Raw genomic sequence first — 18,212 nt, forward strand, 5'->3', positions numbered from 1 at the left:
CTCCTTTGGCCATCAGCCTTTCCTGTAAGCCGCGAGGGAGCGAAAGAAATAAACGTTCGCAGGACCTCGCGGCTGACCTCGGTTGTTTTCAGAAGCGGCGTTGAGCAAGCCTTTCTAATAGCGGTGAGGTCCGGGGGCACAACGCCACGACACTCATCACTCAGAAGCGAGCAAGGCGTTACCCCTCGCTTGTTCAGTGTCAGCGGCCGTCTGGCGACCCACCTTGAACCATGCAGCGTACAACGCCGGGACGAAGAAAATCGTCAGCAGCGTCGCCACGGTAAGACCGCCCATGATCGCAATTGCCATCGGTCCCCAGAACACACTGCGCGTGAGCGGGATCATTGCAAGCACGGTGGCCAGCGCCGTCAGCATCACCGGTCGGGCTCGGTGAATGGCGGCATCCAGCACAGCGTTCCACGGGTCGCGCCCTTCGGCGATCTCGATTTGTACTTGATCGATCAGGATCACCGCGTTGCGCATGATCATGCCACCCAGTGCGATGATGCCCAGGATCGCGACGAAACCCAGCGGCGACTGGAACACCAGCAGCGCCGGAACCACGCCGATCAAGCCCAGCGGTGCAGTCAGCACTACCATCCACATGCGGGAGAAGTTCTGCAGTTGCAGCATGAGTAACAGCAGGATGGTGATCATCATCAGCGGGGCCACCGCGAGCAGCGCCTTGTTGGCCTTGTCACTTTCCTCAACGGCTCCGCCCACGTCGATGCGGTAACCCGTCGGCAGCTTGGCTTCGATGTCCTTAAGCAACGGCTGGATTTCCTGCGTCACCGATACACCCTGCTCACCATCATTCACGTCGGCACGCACAGTGATCGCCATGTCGCGATTGCGGCGCCACAGTACTGGCTCCTCCAGTTCAGAGCGCACCTGTGCGACTTGCGACAGCGGCACCACCGTGCCTTGGCGCGTGTAGAGGTTAATGTCTTTCAGTGTGTCGAGGTTCAAGCGTTCCTCTGGCACGGCACGGGCCACGATGTCGATCAGGTCCTCGTGCTCACGCAGCTGCGACAAGGTTGCGCCGTTCATCACGGTCTGGGTCGCCAGCGACACATCGGCCGGCGTAAGGCCAAGCGCGCTCGCCTTGTCCTGATCAAGCTCCACTTTCAGCGTTCGAACCGGGTCGTTCCAGTCGAGTTGGAGGTCGCGCACCTTCGGGTTGGACGCAACCACTTTCTCCACGTCGCGGGCGATCTTGCGCACCACCTGGGTATCGGGGCCTACGACGCGGAACTGCACCGGGTAGCCGACAGGTGGCCCCAACTCGAGCCGGGTCACGCGCACCCACGCCTGTGGGAATTGTTGGTCAGCCGAGGCCACCAGTCGCGCACGTACCCGCTCGCGTGCATCCAGGTCCTTGGTCATCACAACGAACTGGGCAAAACCCGGATTGGGCAGCTCGGGGTTGAGCGAGAGATAGAAACGCGGTGCACCGGCGCCGGTGTAGGCGGTATAGAAACGCACGTCCTCATCTTTCGCCAGGATCTCCTCCATGTGCTTGACCTGCTCGGTCGTCGCGGCGAACGAGGAACCTTCCTTCACGCGCAGATCAATGACCAGTTCAGGACGCGAACTGTTGGGGAAGAACTGCTGCGGCACCAGCTTGATACAGGCCAGAGCAAGTACCAGAGCGCCAACCGTCGCACCGATGACCACCCAGCGGCGCTCGATGGCGGCGTCGATCAGGCGGCGCAGGCTGCGATAGAACTTGGTGTCGTGCGGATCCGCGTGCTGGTGCGTGCCCAAGTCGTTGGGCAGCATCTTGACCGCCAGGTACGGCGTGAAGATGCCGGAACAGATCCACGAGAACAGCACCGCGGCGCCAACGATCCAGAAAATGCCACCCGCGTACTCGCCGGTGGTGGACTTCGAGAGGCCGATCGGCAGGAAGCCCACGACGGTAATGAGTGCGCCGGTCAGGCGCGGCATGGCGGTGGACTGATAGGAAAAGGCGGCCGCCTTCACGCGGTCCATGCCGGTTTCCATCTTCGCCACCATCATCTCGATGGCGATGATGGCGTCATCCACCAGCAGTCCCAACGCGATAATCAGTGAGCCGAGCGAGATGCGCTCAAGGTTCCAGCCCATCGCCAGCATCACCAGCGCCACGCCGCCCAGCACCAGCGGCACCGTGGCCGCGACCACGAGGCCGGCGCGCCAGCCCAGGCTGGCGAGGCTCACCGCGATCACGATGATCAGCGCCTCGGCCAGCGCACGCCCGAAGTCCAGGATTGCATCCTTCACCGTGGTCGGCTGGTCGGCCACCAGCTCCAGCTCCACGCCGTGCGGAAGTTCAGACTGGATCTTGGCGACGGCCGTGTCCATCGCCTTGCCAAGGTCCACGATGTTGCCGTCGCTGGTCATCGTGATGCCGAGCATCAGCACTGGCTGGCCGTTGTGGCGGACCGTGTAGGTGGGCGGATCCTCGAAACCACGTGTAACGGTCGCAATGTCGCCGAGCTTGATCTGCCGGCCGCCCGCGGCGATGGGCACGTTGCGGATAGCCGCTTCGCTGGCGAACTGGCCGCTCACACGTACCATAACGCGGTCGCCATGGGTGTCGATCTGGCCTGCGGGCACCATGGCGTTCTGGCTCTTGAGGCTTTCGGCAATGGCCAGTGGTGTGATGCCCAGTGCGGCCAGGCGCTCGTGCGAGAACTCGACGTAGACACGCTCGGCCTGCTTGCCGATGAGATCGATCTTCTTGACCATCGGCACCTTCAGCATCTGGCGCTTGATGTCCTCGGCCGCGTGCGACAGGTCGGCGTGACCGACGCCGTCGCCCTTGATGGCGTACATCAGGCCATACACGTCGCCGTACTCGTCGTTCAGGATCGGGCCGATCACGCCGTCAGGCATCTCGAGGCTCAGGTCGTTGAGTTTCTTGCGCGCCTGATACCAGGCTTCGCGCTGGTCAGCCTTGGAAGTGCCGCCGCGCACGGTGAGCGTCATGCCTGCATAGCCTTGCCGCGCGTAGGTGACCACCTTCTCGAAGTTGTCGATCTGTTCGAATTTCTTCTCCATGCGGTTGAGGACCTGGTCCTGCAACTGCTGGGCAGTGGCGCCCGGCCAGATGACCATGGCGGTCATGGAAGGCACGGAAAAGTTCGGATCCTCGAGCTGGCCGAGTCGGGTGAAGCTGAAGGCGCCAGCCACCGCGACAATGAGGAGCATGAACAGAACAATGGCGCGATGGCGCAGCGCCCAGTCGGTGAGGTTGAAGTTGTTCATCGGGTGGCCTGCTGCGTGGTGTTCGCGTCAACGATCGCCGTGTTGGGGAGGGCGACTTTCAGTCCGGACGTCATCTTCTGGACCCCGGCGGTGACGACCAATGCGCCGGCCTGCGGCCCGGAGACGAGCACCTCGTCGTTGCGGTAGCCCCAAACGGCCACACGCTCCAGTTCGACGATGCCTGCCGGATCCTTGCCCGCGGGCGTGACCACCCACAGCGCCGGCTGACCGCCGATTTGCGTCAGTGCCGTGGCGGGTACCGCCGCTACCGAGACACTGGTCATCTCGCGCTCGGCCATGACCGTGGCAGTGGCGCCCAGCGGCAGCGCCTGCATCGGCTTGAGCCGCGCGCGATAGGTACGCGTCTGCGCTGCAGCCTGCGGCGACAGCTCGCGCAGCGTGACATCGAAGGTCTCGTTCGGCGCACTGGCCAGCGAGGCCTTGAACTGCGCGTCCTTGAAGACGGACAACTGATCTTCGGGCACGTCGATGACGATCTCCGATTCATCCGGATTCGCGATCGAGATAACCGATTGGCCCTCCGCCACGACCTGGCCTGCCTCAAAGCGCATAGCCGTGACGACACCGCTACGCGAGGCCCGCAGCAGGGTGTACTTGAGCCGGTTGCGCGCAAGCTCGAGCTTTCGAGCCTCGGCCTCGGCGGTCGCATGCGCGGTTTGGGCATTGGTTTGCGCGCGTTCGGCGTCGGCCGCACTGACCGAGCCGTCAGCCTTCAGCGCGGTCAGGCGCTGGCGGTCCGAGTCGGCCTGGCGCGTCTGCTCGACGGCAACCGTCCACTGTTGTCGTGACGCTTCCTCAGCGAGGCGGTAGTCGCTGTCATCCAGTACAGCCAGGATGTCGCCTTCACGTACAAATTGGCCTACATCGACCTTGCGCTGGGCTACCTTGCCACCCACGCGGAAGGCCTGGTCGACTTCATGTCGCGACTGTACGGTGCCCACATAGCGACTGATGTCGCGGGCATTGTCGTAGCTGATTGCAACGGTGCGCACCGGTCGTGGTGCCTGCACGGTGGGCTGGTCGGGGCTACACGCGGACAGCATGACGGCTACGGCCAAGGCGCCGGCCGCAGTAAGGGAGGTTTTCAAGGCGGTTCCTCTTTGGAAAACGACAGATTCTTAGGAAAGTGGTGGCCGGTCGGCTTTGGCGGATGCGGTTGGATTGGAGGGTTGTTCGAACACCTGCCAGCCTCCGCCCAGTGCCTTGTAGAGCTGGACGCTATCGATCAGCAGGCGGGTGTTGCTTTCGTTGGAGTTCAAGCGGGCCGCCAGGCGCGCCCGCTGCGAATCCAGCAGCGGCAACAGGTCAATCTGCCCGCGGTTATAGAGCGACTGGGCGCGGTTCTGCGCAGCCTCGGCGGACGCGGCGGCCAATTGCAGAGACCCGGCGCGGCGCCGCTCTTGCGCAAGCGTGACGAGGGCGTTCTCCACATCCTCGAGCGCCCGTACGATGCCGTCTTCGGCGCGCAGCAGCGCCTCTTTTTGAGCGCTTTCGGCAGCGTCGTTGATTGCTTGCGTGCGCCCGGCGTTGAAGAGCGGCATCGCCAGCAGGCCCGCCACGTTGGTGAAGCGTGCAACGCCGAGATCGGCGCCGTTCAGGCTCAAGCCCTGGCGGCCGAAGGAGGCATCGAGGAACAGCCGCGGAAACCACTCGGCCGCGGCCTGCTTGCGGCGCGCATTGGCTGCATCGAGTTGCGCCATCAGCGCCAGCACGTCAGGTCGACGTTGCAGCAGCTCGGCGGGCTGGCCCGGCTTGGCTTCGGGCACCACTGTCACATCGCTAATCGAAGTCTGGATGTTCGCGGTATTGAAGGACTGGTCGGCAATCAGCACCGCGATACGATGGCGGGACACTGCCACCTGCGTTTCCAGCGGAGGAATCTGCGCCCGCGCCGACAACGCGTCGGTCTGAGCGCGTTCGACGTCGAAGGCGGATGCCAGCCCCACCTGCTGACGCGCGGTGACCAAGCGCAGCGTCTCGTCCTGCATCGCCGAGATTGCGCGAAGCGTCGCGACCTGGCGCTGCGCACCGACCAGTGTGAAGTAGTTGCTAACGACGTCGCTCATCACCAGCAGGCGCACTCCACGCATGCTGTGTTCAGCGGCTAGCGCATCGGCGTCAGCCGCCGCTGCGCCGGCTCGCAGACGGCCGCTCAGGTCGAGCTCCCACGAGACGTCCAGGCCCGCACTGGTGGTCTTGGTATCCGGATAACCCTGTTTCGTGGCCGAGTTGTAGCCAGTGCTGCGGTCACTGCCGGAGACGGATGCTCCGACGCTCGGGAACAGCCAGGATTGGCTGACCGTTTCTCCGGCACGCGCGGCACGCAAGCGCTCGGCGGCAATCTTGACGTCGCGATTCTCGCGCGCTGCCCGGCGCACCAGATCCGTCAGCACCGGGTCGTGGTAAACCTCCCACCATGCCGCCTCGGGTTCCATTTCGGAGGCCGTGCTCGCGGAGAAGTTGCTCGGCAGGTCTACCGACGGCGTGAGCACCTCCGTGGAGCAACCTGTCAAGAGCAGGGCAACAGACGCGGCGAGCGCTGCCCCCGTGACGATGCTGACCATGCGTTCGGCATATTGCAGGGGCGTCTGCCCGTTGCGGGTCAACAGATGGAAAGTTGGAAGTCGCGGCATCAGATTGGACTCGTGAAGATTCGAGGTGGCATCAGCGTAGGGCTCGGTGTGCGCGAAGTCGTCAGCGAAGGGTCGCCGTTCGGTCGCCATATCGAGCGCTCGTTCGTGGTGGAGGCGTCACTCGTCGCCGGAATCGGCCGTGTGCTCTCCGGCTGCCAACGCGAGGTCCGAGGCAATCGACTCCAGCAGCTCTTCGGCGGAGGAAAACTCGCGCTGTCGTCCGGTGACCAGGTTTTCGAGGCGGCCCACCAGGGCCCCCGGCGCGGCGTCGCTACGCAGCTTCACTACGTACGAGCGGCGGCTCGGGTATTTGGATTCAGGGTTCAGGCTCATCGCAGACCAGGGGATCAAGAAAGTTCGACGACAGCGTAGGCCGCCCCCTGAGGCGAGTCGTAAGCGAAAGGTCAGACTTCGGTCGGGACAGTAACTCTTACCGCAGAGAAATCGCGTCGCTTCAAGTCGGCTTGGCAGGGTGAATCAGCGAGCGCGCACGTTTCGCCAGCTCGGTTCCGTCAGTTTCGGGTGACTGGTCAATCAGCGTCGACAATGCCTGGTGGTCCTCGGCCATAGCGTCAGGGTGCTCGCACAGTTCGACCAGCGCTTGCAGCTCCAGCCACGGTGCTTCCTGGGCGCGAGCTTCTTCAACCGCGCGCCGCACCGCTGCGATGCCGGCGTCGGGCCGACCCTGCGCTCGCGCGATCGCTGCCTCTAGCAGCAATAACTGCGGCAGGTATACGCGCTCGCCCAATTCCTCTCCCACCCGTAATGCTTCCTGTAGCTCGACTTGCGCTGTGTTGTAATCGCCTGCCAGCAGCAGCGCCTCGGCGGCGTAGCCGAGTACCTCGCTGGCACCGGAACGCATGCCGAGTCCGGCGTGTTCTTCGTAAGCCTCGCGGATGCGACGGTAGCCGTCGCTCGGGGAGCCGCTGCGCGCGTCGGCCCAACCGTGCCACCAGCGGCAAGCCGTACGCCCCAGTGCGAGCGAATATTCATCGACTAACTTTTGCATGTCGTCAGCCAGCGCTGCTACACGCACATGGTTCCCCATCCTCACCTCGATCAACACCTCGTGCCAGGCGGCGACCAGCCAGGTCATGGGCTGGCGCAACGCCTGCGCGCGAACCCGCGCCTGCTGCCTGTGGACTCGGGCTTGCTCAAGCAGGCCAGAACGCACGAGTTCTATCGCCAGCATGCCGTGCAGCATGACCTGAGGATCAGCCGCAAAAATCTCGTTCGTCCCGATGTCCAGTGGCTCAGCGATCGCGAGGGCGCGCTCTAGCCAGCGGCGGGTCGTCTGCGTGCGTCCCTGGAGGTGATGCACCTCGCCCTGCACGATGCACGCCGCCAGCATGAGCTCTTGATCATTTGTGTCGCAGGAGAGGGCTTCGGCACGTTCCGCTACTTCCAGCGCCAGCGCATAGTCGCCGCGCAGACCGAGCAGATAGCCGAAACCGTGCAGCAAGCGACCACGCATTGGATGCTCGGGTACATCCGCCAGCAGCCTGTACGCACGTTCGAAGGCGCTCTTGGCTTCGCTGCCGACACCGAACATGTGGAAAGCCGAAACCCCTTGCAGCGTGGCCAGGGTAATTTCGAGCGCATTGTGCTCCGTCCCTTCGGGAGCCTGCATCAACAGGACCAAGGCGCGCTCAGTGAGGCCAATGCACAAGTCCGGGCTGAAGTGCAGTAGCGCGGCCTCCGCGGCCTCGGCGTAGTAACGCAGCGCAATCATCGGCTGCCGAGCCCGGTCGAAATGCATCGCCAGCTCCGAGGCCGCAACCGGTACGCCGACTGCGCGCTCGCGTTCGAGGGCAGTGCCAACCTGGCGATGGAGCTGGGTGCGCAATGAGCGCGGCGTGCGGTCGTACAGCACCTGGCGGAAAAGCGCATGTCGGAAAGAATGGGGTAGCTCTTCCGTCTCTTCACCTTCCGTGGTCCGTGACCGTATAAGCCAAACCTGCTCGCGAATCAGCTCTTCACAGGCGTGGGCCACCGAAGCGAGGTCGCGCTCGAGGGCCAGTGAAACCGTCTCGATTCGGAATTCGACCCCGCACACCGCTGCGACCGAAAGCAGCGCACGCTGCTCCGGCCCAAGCTTGGCAATGTAGTGATCAATGATGGCTGCGAGGTTTTCGGGAACCGCCAGATCCGCAAGCCGAGCCTCGATGGTGGCATCGTCGTCTGTTGGGTTCATCACTTCACTGATGACTGACGATACGAACAGCGGCACACCATCAGTGCGCTCGTGCAGGGCACGCACGAAGGCTTCATCGCACGCCAGAGAGGCCGAACGCAGCGCCACATAGTCAGCGACCTCGGTTTCCGAGAACGGATCGAGCACTACTTCCTCGCACAGACGTTGCAGACGCAGTTCGTGGCGCAATGAGCTGAGCGGGTGATCGAGCGCAACCACCTCGGCGAGGCGGAAGCTCGACAGCCACATCAGCCGCGTGCCGCTACGTCGCCGCGCCACATAGTTGATGAGCTGGACTGTCGCCCGATCGCTCCAGTGCAGGTCTTCGGTCACCAGCATCAGCGGTCGCTGCTCCGTGTAGCGGTCCAGCAATTCGCCCATTTCCCTCAGCATGCGATCCGGGCCGACGCCGGCAAGCTCGCGCCGCAACGCGTCTTTCTCCTGCGTGGTACTCAGCCACGGGAGTTGCAGCAGCCACGTCGGTGCCACGGCGCGCATCAGCGCCGGCAGGGTGGGGTCGCTGCGGCACAGATCGGCTAACGCCTCCAGCACCGGCAGATACGGCTCGCCGGCGCCGTAGTGCTCCACGCAATGGCCGCGTGCGCAGGCGATCCTGCCAAGGCTGGTGAGGAAATGTTCGATTAATGTGGTCTTGCCGATCCCCGGTTCTCCAGCGAGCCAGACCACTGCACGCTGGCCGCCGTCTGCCCGCTCCCACGCCCGTTGCAGTCTTGAGATCTCGTCGGTGCGACCGATGAATGGCGGTGATGGATGCGCGCCGGCCGCCGGCACCGTCGCGGATGCTGGCGGCATCGAAGGTGCAGGGGAGGGCGCGGCGATGAAGCGATAGCCGCGTCGCGACACGGTCTCGATATAGCGGGGCTGCCTGGGGTCGTCGCCCAGCACCTTGCGCAGATCGCTGATGGCCGTCTTCAGCACCGAATCGCTGACGAACCGATGCCCCCACACGGCATCAAGCAAGGCATCCTTGGACACAAGCGATCCCGGCTGGCGTGCAAGTACGCACAGCAGCGTGAATGGCGTTGGCGCCACCGCCACGGCTTCTCCGTTGCGTAACAAGCAGGCGTTGGCTTCGTCGAGTTCGAACTCGACGAAGCGGAGCTGGGCTGGATTCGGTTGAGGCTGCGGACGCGCCACGATTGATTCCTAAAACTAAAACATGGGTGTGCCCTCGTGAGGCATGGCACGTGGTCACTCCAATAACAACGCTGATCGGCTGAGAAGCCAAGCCTCACCGGTCGGAAACTGGCCTTCGGCACAGCCCCACATGGCCTCATCGTGGTGCGGTAATGATCTCAAAAATTTAATGACAGAAATATCAATATTGAAATTAGTTTCAATATTGAATACCTTGACCCTGCCTGACGATGAGACCTGCGTGCCTCACGACTTCAATCACAACAAGGGCTCAAGATGAACAACAATAAGAAAGTTTCCGAATTGCCTCCCTCCGCCGTCGACGTGCTGGTCGTCGGATACGGTCCGGTAGGTGCAACAATCGCGGCGCTGCTCGGTCGCTATGGGGTAACAACCCTGGTACTGGACAAGACCCACGAGGTCGTACTGATGCCTCGTGCCATCGCTCTGGACAACGAGGCGCTGCGCATCCTGCAACTCGCCGGTTTGTCGGAAGACGCTTTCGAGAAGATCGTTATCCCCGAAGTGAAGATGCACTCCCCGGTACTCGGGCAGTTCGGTCGAGCCAATACTGAAGGGTGTATCGACGGCCATCCCAAGCTTGTGACGTTCTATCAACCCGACCTCGAACACGCGATGCGCGGCCAGGTTTCAAGGCTTAAAACCGTAACCAGCCTGGGTGGCTTCGAGCTTGAGAGTCTGGTCGAGGAGTCGGATTGCGTCGTCGCCTCCGTACGGGATCAGAATGGGCAATCGCATTCTGTTCGCGCCCAGTACCTGGTCGGTGCGGATGGCGCAAGCTCCAGGGTCAGGGCTCTGATTGGCCAGGAGTTCGAAGGACAGACCTATGCGGAGGATTGGCTGATTGTCGATGTCATGAACCGGCATAAGTCAGCGATTGATCACGTTGAGTTTCTCTGTAATCCGCGGCGCCCAACGCCGCACATGCCCGCACCCGGCGGCAGGGAGCGTTGGGAGTTCATGCTGCAACCCGGTGAATCCCGGGAAGAGCTGGAAAGCCCGGAAAGCATAGCCCGGCTGATCGCGCCATGGATCAACCCGCAGGAGCTGCAAATCGAGCGCAAGGCGGTGTATCGATTCCACGCGCGTTGCTGCAACAGATTCAGCAAGGGACGTGTCTTCCTCGCCGGGGACGCAGCGCACATCACCCCTCCTTTTGTCGGGCAAGGCCTCGTAGCGGGACTTCGAGATGGCGCCAACCTTGCCTGGAAACTGGCCTGGGTCCTTCGCGGCCATGCCGCGCCTGCAATACTCGATACCTATGACGTAGAGCGCCGCCCCCATGCCCAGGCGATGATCAATCTGGCGAAACTCATGGGCCGCATGGTGATGCCCAAGAACAAGATCGCAGCTTTCTTTATCCACGGCCTGATGCGCATGCTGGCGTTGACTCCCGCTACCAGGAGGTACTTCGAACAGTTGGACATCAAGCCGAAGAACACCTTCAAAAACGGCTTGTTCGTGCAGCATCGCCGGGGCGACAAGCTGGTACGTGGCAGCCTGTTTCCCCAGGCCTGGACTCGCAATATGCAAAAGCAGATCAAACTGAGCGACGATGCTCTTGGAGACAACCTGACCCTGGTTGGATTCGGTGTTGACCCGTTGTCCCTGCTAACCACTGAGCAGATCGTTTCCTGGGAAAAAATGGGAGGCCACTTCCTGGAGGTCAGAACACGCGGTCAGCGCTCCGGCGGCAGCTGTGACTTCATCGAAGACATGAACCATGACATCCTGCCGCTGGCTCCTAAAGGAACGCTTGTCGCGGTACGTCCCGACCGGATCATCATGCACCACGCCCCTGGCGCAGAGGCAGGCAGTCTCCTTCGTGACTGCCGGGGCTTGCTGGCTAGCGAAGATGCCACACCTGATAGCGTTTCCGTTACCATCAACGAGCCCACTAGATTGCGAGCTTGATCATGCATTCCCCCACTCTTCCTTTAGAAGCTGATGCGCCAGAACCTCTCACGAGAGGTCACAAGAAACGTGAGCGCACCCGTCGCGGCCTGGTGGACGCGGCATTGCGTCTTGTCGCACGTAAGGAAGTGGGGGAGATCGCGCTGCTCGAGGTCGCCGCGGAAGCAGCGGTATCCAACGGCACCATCTACAACTATTTTCGAACGCGCGACGAAGTACTCGAGGCGGTGGGCATTGCCATGGCCGCCGAGTTTTCTGACGCCATTTCCGTCTTGAACTCGGACGTGCAATGCGGTGCGCAGCGGCTTTCGATTGGTGTTCGCATGTTTGTATGTCGGGCCGCCGACGACCACGAATGGGCCAATGCGCTGCTGCGCATCATCCATTTCGACCAGGCAATGCGCTCGCGTTTGGCTGACCATGTACTGGGCGATCTGCGTGAAGGACTGCGTGCGGGCACGTTTGCTTACGAGGACGAAGGGGTCGCTCTGGACATCGTCTTATCCTGCACAACCGGAGCGATGCGCTCAGTTGTCGAGGGACGTGCAGTGGCGGAGCACGATCTGCGGGTCGCCGAAATGGTGCTCCAGGCTCTGGGCGTAACACCTGCCAGAGCCAGGAAAATAGCCGGCAAACCTCTACCGGCCTGATCCTCTACCTGGCTTGATCAATCCATTGCCGATAGTTCTTCGCCTGGCGACGAGCCTTCAGTTGATTGCCGATCAATGCCATGAGTGGCGACGTCCCGGGTTTTGTCCGCTTCCCTTGACTCAGCAAGCCGAGCTGCTTCTTGATTACCGATGCCACTGCAAGCGATGCCAGCGCCTTGTTCTTCCATTGAACGACAATGGGCTCCACTTTGGTGTCCCGACCTGCCATCCACTGTCTCGGCAGGGCTGGCTCGATTGCCAATGCAGTGGCAAGTCCGACCATCGATACTGAGCCGCTCACCACTCGCTCCGCCACCTCCTTTCTACGCACGCCGCCGGTGACCATCAGCGGCATGCGCGCTATTTCTCCTATTTTTTCTGCGAACTCGAGAAAATAGGCTTCTCGAGCCAGGCTGCTGCCATCGCGGGTCTGCCCTTGCATGGCCGGGCTTTCGTAGCTGCCACCCGACAGCTCGACCAGGTCGACCGCCTTGGCGTTCAGCATTTCCACCACGCGAGCCGCATCTTCGGCATCGAAACCGCCGCGCTGAAAATCCGCGGAATTGAGCTTCACAGCGACGCAAAAAATCGGTGCTACTCGCTGACGTATCGCGTCGATGGTTTTCAATAGAATTTGCGCGCGGTTTTCCAGGCTGCCACCCCAGCGGTCATCACGCTGATTGGTCAGGGGGGAAAGGAATTGGCTGAATAGATAGCCATGCGCTGCGTGAATTTCCACGCCGGTGAATCCGGCGCGCTCCGCCAACACTGCCGCTTGGGTATAGCGCTCAATCAGCTCTTCGATCTCCTGCTCATTCAAGGCCCTGGGCGGCACAAACGCTTTTGACAGTCCGGGGATATCGACCGCAACGGCGGAGGGGCCCCTTGCCGGTTGCCCCATTGAAGCCAATAGCTGCCGTCCGGGATGATTGATTTGCATCCAGGCCTGAGCCCCGCGACTGCGGCAGGCATCGGCCCATAGCTTGAATTTGCCCAGGTTCCGATCGTCCTCAAGCACTACGCCAGCGGGTCCGGTCAAGGCGTGACGGTCAACCATGACGTTGCCAGTGATGATCAGACCGGCACCACCCTCCGCCCAACGCTGGTAGAGCTTAACCAGCGCTTCCCCAGGAGCGTGTTCCTCATCAGCAAGGTTCTCCTCCATGGCGGCCTTGGCGATTCGGTTTGGAATCACCGTGCCGTTGGGCAATCGAAGCGGTTTGAAGAGCTTTGAGCCGGTCATGTTCTGTCCTTCAGCTGGTAAAAGTTGGCCAGCATAATTGAACACGCGTGTTCAATTATGTCAATGTGAAGGGCTTTTGTTGATCCGGCGACATCGATCCTTGTATCCAGATTATTGGGATTAAGGCCGGTTTTCAGACAGAAAAACCAAACCGCTAAAAAATATGGTTGACGTAAAATGAACACGAGTGTTCAATCGGTCCATAAGGTAATCCTGGAGAGAGAACCGTGGAATCCCTGAATCCAACACAGCGCCGTATTCATCAAGCCGCCTTTCGCCTGTTCGCTGAAAGAGGCACCTCACAAGTGAACATCCTCGACCTCGCCCAAGAGGCAGGTGTGGCGCGCGGAACGGTCTATAGCAACATCGACAGCATGGAAAACCTGTTCGAGGCGGTCGCCAGCCATCTCGCGAGGGAGATGCATGAGCGCGTCAACAAGAGCTTCAATTCCCTCTCGGATCCAGCTCATCGCCTGGCCAATGGCATTCGATTCTTCATTCGCCGAGCCCACGAAGACTCCCAGTGGGGCGCGTTCATCCATAAATTCGCCATGAGCAATTCTGCGTTGCGCGAAATGTTCAGCAGCCAGGCGACCAAGGATCTTCTTAGCGGGCTTACCACTGGGCGCTACACGTTTCAGCAGGAGCAATTGCTCTCGGTACTGACGATGATATCGAGCAGCGTGCTCGGCTCGATTTTCCTGGTACTGGAAGGTCACAGAACGTGGCGCGAGTCGGGCTCTGATACCGCCGAACTGGTATTGCGCGCATTGGGCGTGCCGCCAGAGGAGGCGCGTGCGTTGGCGACCCAAGAGTTGCCGGCACTTCCATCTCTCGACTGAACTCGTAACTGACTTGACTGGATAAACCCCTGAGTTTTCAGGGGTTCGGGACCGCTTTGCCCTAAAAACCCGGAAAACAACAACAATGAACAACAAAAACGAATTGCACCGGTTGGCGACACCACACCCCGCGCGGCATCCGCAGCCGACGGTAAAGGCCCAGGATCTGACTCACCTGATCTTCCAACGGCCAGACTTGAATGAGGCGGCGCGTTTCCTGACCGACTTCGGCCTGACGGTAAGCCGGCAGGAGGCCGATACGCTTTATCTGCGGGCCACCGAAGCCACTGCCTATTGTTACCGTGTCCAACGGGCCGAACATGCACGTTTTATCGGGTTCGGACTTGCAGTGCAGTCCCTGGAAGATCTGAAAAAGCTCACTCGAATCCCGGGTGCGTCATCGGTCGAGCAATCGGAACATCCGGGTAAAGGGTATTACGTCAGACTGACGGATCCGTCCGGTTTCATTGTGGAAGCCGTTTGCGACCAGACGCCAGGCAAGACGCTGGCATATAGAGCGCCTCTGCACTGGAATCTGGCGCAGGAACAACTGCGAATCAACGCCACGCAGCGCCCGCCGATTGCTCCCCCTGAAGTACTTAAGCTCGGGCACATCGTTATTGAAGTGGCCGACTATCAAGCGACCTGTGCCTGGTATACGCAGCATTTCGGGTTTATTCCCAGCGATGTGCAGGTACTCCCCGATGGCACGCCTATCGTCACTTTCATGCGCCTTGATCTCGGTGACATTCCCGCGGATCACCATACGCTCGCGATTGCCCAAGGGTTCATGGCTACCTACAGCCATAGCGCCTATGAAGTCGTCGATGCAGACGCGGTGGGAATGGGACAGCGCGTCCTGCGCGAGCGCGGTTGGGAACACTCATGGGGAATCGGCCGACACATTCTGGGCAGTCAGATCTTCGATTACTGGCAAGACCCATGGGGCGATAAGCACGAGCATTACTGCGACGGGGATATTTTCACGGCCGCTCGGCCGACGGGCATTCATCCGGTAAGCCCCGAGGCAATGGCCCAGTGGGGTCAGCGCATGCCCAAGAGTTTTACAAAACCCAAGATGAACTTGACCAATGTGCGTCTGCTGATCCGCAACCTGCGACGCAGCCCGGACCTGACCATTCGCAAGTTGATAACACTCATGCGGATGTTCGGGTAGAGCTGCCGCCATGTCGGACAACTCAACCCGGTTTGGCCGGCGGGACGTGCTTAAAGCCGGCGCTTTGATTGCTGGCAGTGCGTGGGTCTACACCGTTGCCAGCCCACCTTCAGAACAACACCACAGTTCCCACGCCACCGAACGCGGGACAAACGCCGCTCCAGGAGTACCTTCAATGTCTGCTGTACACGTAGTCCGCTTTGAATTTGAGAACGGTATCCACTGGGGCGTGCTTCGCCAGGGCCGTATCACGGTCATTCCCGGTGTGTTTGAAACCACCGGTGACTTCCTTCGCCAGAACAATATCGACGACCTCGCTCAACTGAAAGGTACAGAGCTTGCGGAGGGCGAAGTAAAACTGCTATCGCCGATGACCCGTAACCAGCAGTTCGTCTGCCAGGGCGCCAATTACCGTCAGCACATGATCGAGTCGGGCATGGACCCGGATGCGAAGAAATTCAACATGATCTTCACCAAGGCGACGAGTTGCCTGGTGGCGGCTGACAGCGACCTGATCAAGCCGCGCCACGTGCGCTTCCTTGACTACGAGATCGAACTGGGCCTTGTGATGAAGCGCTCGATCACCGGCGCTGTTGCTGTCACCGACGCCAATCTGCATGAGTTCATCGCCGGCGTCGTCATCGTCAATGACTACTCGGCGCGTGACATTCAGATTCCCCAGATGCAGTTCTACAAGGGCAAGAGCTACCGCACTTTCGGCCCGGTCGGCCCGTACCTCTGCCTTCTGGATGCCTCGAACATTCATTACCTGAAAGACCTGCAGCTGCGCCTGACGGTGAACGATCAGGTGCGACAGAACGACAGCACGGCCAACCTGGTTTACGGTCCCGCTGAAACCCTGACCGAACTCTCCGCCTTGCAAGATCTCGACGTTGGAGACCTGATCGCCACCGGTACTCCTGCGGGCTGTGCGCTAACGATCCCTTCGCCTGGCAAAATGCGCATTGCAGCCCTTTTGCCAGAAGCCACCAAGTGGAAGCTTTTCCTCAAGGCGCAAGAGGGCCGGACGCAGTACCTCAAGGCAGGCGACGTGGTCGAGGCGCGCATTCGCAGCGCCGATGGCGTGATCGACCTCGGCGTGCAACGCAATCGAGTTGTGGGGGAAGCCTGATGGTGGTGCAGACCCTGAGCGACATCGAACATCTCGAACGAGTCCCCTTGTCGGAGCGTGGCCTGGCTTGCAGCACTTATGAAGCGCTGCGTCAGGCGGTCGAGCGCACCCCCCAGGCCCCGGCGTTGAGCTTCTTCGCCGATGCCGCTGATTTCAAGCGCACCTGCGAGTGGAACTACTCCCAGCTCTTCGCGGATATCACCCGCGCGGCAAATGCCTTCCATGACCTGGGTATAAAACCGGGCGAGGTGTTGGCCTTCATCCTGCCTAACCTGCCGGAAACCCACTTCACTATCTGGGGCGGGGAGGCGGCGGGGATCGTCATGGCGATCAATCCTCTGCTTGAGGCCAAGCAGATGGCTGGCTTGCTGAATGCCGCGAAGGCATCCGTGGTGGTGACACTCGCGCCGACTCCAGGCAGCGATCTGTGGCCCAAACTGGCTTCGCAGCTGGATCAGTTACCCACGGTCAGGTCTGTTGTCTGGGTCAGTATGGAACCCTATGTCTTCGAATCTGTGCGTGGGGCTCTTAAAGCCGTGGCACTGAAGGAGCGAGAATTACACAGCGGTATCGCGATTCATGATCTGCAATCGCTGATGAATACTCAGCCGCACACACACCTCAAGAGCGGTCGGCAAATCCGCCAGGATGAATGCTCCTCCTACATCTGTACGGGCGGCACCACCGGGCTCCCCAAGATCGCCGCGCGTAGCCATGGCTCTGAAGTATTCAATGCATGGGCCGCGGCTGCTCACATGCAGCCACGCAGTGGTGGCCAGGTGATCTTTTGTGGCCTGCCGCTATTTCATGTCAATGGCCAGTTGGTGACTGGACTGATGCCTTGGACTCAAGGCGACCATGTGATCCTAGGGACGCCTCAAGGGTATCGTGGCGAGGGGGTGATCCCACGATTCTGGGAGATGGTCGAGCACTTCGGTATCAACTTCTTTTCCGGCGTGCCAACGGTCTATGCCGCACTTCTGCAAAATGAATGTGAGGGCCGCGACCTGTCCAGCCTTCGCTATGCAATGTGTGGCGCCGCCCCCATGCCGGCTGAGCTTTTCCGAGAGTTCGAAAACCGTACCGGGGTGAAAATCCTTGAAGGTTACGGCCTGACTGAGGGCGCCTGCGTCTCATCAATCAATCCGCCCCATGGCGAGCGCCATATCGGCTCCATCGGGATACGGATCGCCTACCAGAATATGCGCGCGGTCTTGCTCACCGATTCGGGAGAGTACCTGCGCGACGCCAGCGTGGATGAGATCGGCCTCATCACGATCAGTGGCCCGAACCTCTTCGAAGGCTATCTGGAGGAGCGTCATAACCAGGGCCTCTGGATCGATATCGACGGTCAGCGCTGGTTGAATACGGGTGACTTGGGTCGTCAGGATGCGCAAGGTTATTTCTGGCTGACCGGACGCAAGAAGGAGTTGATCATCCGAGGCGGTCACAACATCGATCCCAAGCAAATCGAGGAGGCTCTTCAGGCGCATCCCGCCGTTGCCTTGGCCGCTGCAATCGGCAGCCCCGATGCCTACTCGGGCGAGGTGCCGGTCGCCTACGTTCAACTACGCCCCGGGCAAGTGTGCAGCGCTGAAGAACTTGAGGCATTCGCGCATCTCAACATCAGCGAGCGGGCAGCCGTTCCCAAACGCATTGAAATCCTCGAAGCGTTGCCACTGACGGCCGTGGGCAAGATATTCAAGCCCGCTTTGCAACAGCGGGAGATTGCCAAAGTCGTCCAGCAGGAAGTGGAGCGCCTGGCGCTTTCGAATATTACTGTCGAGGTCGTGCAGGACAATCGCCGCGGGCATGTCGCCTGCATCAGGGCCGGAACTGACCAGGAAACCCTGGCTCCGCTCTTGGGGCGCTATAGCTTTCAACTCGAGTGGCTTAATTGAGTCTCTGATGCATCTGTAAGTCCAGCAATCAAGCCCTGGCGCTGTTCAGTCAGGGCGTTTTACACAACTTCGAT

The 18,212-nt window shown here is 60.9% G+C and carries 12 protein-coding genes; 6 read left to right on the forward strand and 6 right to left on the reverse strand.

Going from position 1 to position 18,212, the window contains the following annotated elements; translation table 11 throughout:
- Positions 1-156 precede the first annotated feature (156 nt).
- The 5 genes from ACA079_RS10625 to ACA079_RS10645 form a co-directional block, all read right to left on the reverse strand.
- Complete coding sequence (locus ACA079_RS10625) at positions 157-3,252, reverse strand: efflux RND transporter permease subunit (protein ID WP_497703406.1); 3,096 nt, start codon at positions 3,250-3,252, stop codon at positions 157-159.
- A complete protein-coding gene (locus ACA079_RS10630) occupies positions 3,249-4,361 on the reverse strand; it encodes an efflux RND transporter periplasmic adaptor subunit (RefSeq protein ID WP_497703407.1) in 1,113 nt (370 codons plus the stop codon). Before ACA079_RS10630 ends, ACA079_RS10625 begins: the two co-directional genes overlap by 4 nt.
- A 30-nt stretch (positions 4,362-4,391) precedes the next feature.
- Positions 4,392-5,906, reverse strand: coding sequence for a TolC family protein (locus tag ACA079_RS10635; protein ID WP_497704303.1), 1,515 nt, complete (start codon positions 5,904-5,906; stop codon positions 4,392-4,394).
- 117 nt (positions 5,907-6,023) lie between these two features.
- Positions 6,024-6,239 carry a hypothetical protein gene (locus ACA079_RS10640; protein WP_497703408.1) on the reverse strand — a complete coding sequence of 72 codons (216 nt, stop codon included), beginning with the start codon at positions 6,237-6,239 and terminating at the stop codon, positions 6,024-6,026.
- 121 nt (positions 6,240-6,360) lie between these two features.
- Entirely contained in the window at positions 6,361-9,258 is a 2,898-nt protein-coding gene (locus ACA079_RS10645; protein WP_497703409.1) for an AAA family ATPase, read from the reverse strand.
- A gap of 276 nt (positions 9,259-9,534) precedes the next feature.
- Here ACA079_RS10645 and mhpA point away from each other — a divergent pair, with 276 nt between their 5' ends.
- Both mhpA and ACA079_RS10655 read left to right on the forward strand, forming a co-directional pair.
- The gene (mhpA, locus tag ACA079_RS10650; protein WP_497703410.1) at positions 9,535-11,193 is read left to right on the forward strand and encodes a bifunctional 3-(3-hydroxy-phenyl)propionate/3-hydroxycinnamic acid hydroxylase MhpA; all 1,659 of its coding nucleotides are present in this window, start codon (positions 9,535-9,537) and stop codon (positions 11,191-11,193) included.
- Positions 11,194-11,195: 2 nt separating this feature from the next.
- Positions 11,196-11,843: a TetR/AcrR family transcriptional regulator gene (locus ACA079_RS10655; protein ID WP_497703411.1), complete on the forward strand. Its 648-nt coding sequence runs from the start codon at positions 11,196-11,198 to the stop codon at positions 11,841-11,843.
- A gap of 4 nt (positions 11,844-11,847) precedes the next feature.
- Here ACA079_RS10655 and ACA079_RS10660 read toward each other — a convergent pair whose 3' ends face one another.
- A complete protein-coding gene (locus tag ACA079_RS10660; protein ID WP_497703412.1) occupies positions 11,848-13,086 on the reverse strand; it encodes an NADH:flavin oxidoreductase/NADH oxidase family protein in 1,239 nt (412 codons plus the stop codon).
- A gap of 227 nt (positions 13,087-13,313) precedes the next feature.
- Here ACA079_RS10660 and ACA079_RS10665 point away from each other — a divergent pair, with 227 nt between their 5' ends.
- The 4 genes from ACA079_RS10665 (at position 13,314) to ACA079_RS10680 (ending at position 18,138) form a co-directional block, all read left to right on the forward strand.
- Positions 13,314-13,928 carry a TetR/AcrR family transcriptional regulator gene (locus tag ACA079_RS10665; RefSeq protein ID WP_497703413.1) on the forward strand — a complete coding sequence of 205 codons (615 nt, stop codon included), beginning with the start codon at positions 13,314-13,316 and terminating at the stop codon, positions 13,926-13,928.
- Positions 13,929-14,013: 85 nt separating this feature from the next.
- A complete protein-coding gene (locus ACA079_RS10670; protein WP_497703414.1) occupies positions 14,014-15,105 on the forward strand; it encodes a VOC family protein in 1,092 nt (363 codons plus the stop codon).
- A 175-nt stretch (positions 15,106-15,280) separates the two neighbouring features.
- A complete protein-coding gene (locus ACA079_RS10675; RefSeq protein ID WP_497703415.1) occupies positions 15,281-16,237 on the forward strand; it encodes a fumarylacetoacetate hydrolase family protein in 957 nt (318 codons plus the stop codon).
- Complete coding sequence (locus ACA079_RS10680; protein ID WP_497703416.1) at positions 16,237-18,138, forward strand: acyl-CoA synthetase; 1,902 nt, start codon at positions 16,237-16,239, stop codon at positions 18,136-18,138. Before ACA079_RS10675 ends, ACA079_RS10680 begins: the two co-directional genes overlap by 1 nt.
- Positions 18,139-18,212 lie beyond the last annotated feature (74 nt).

This window comes from Pseudomonas sp. LBUM1645 (assembly GCF_059716185.1).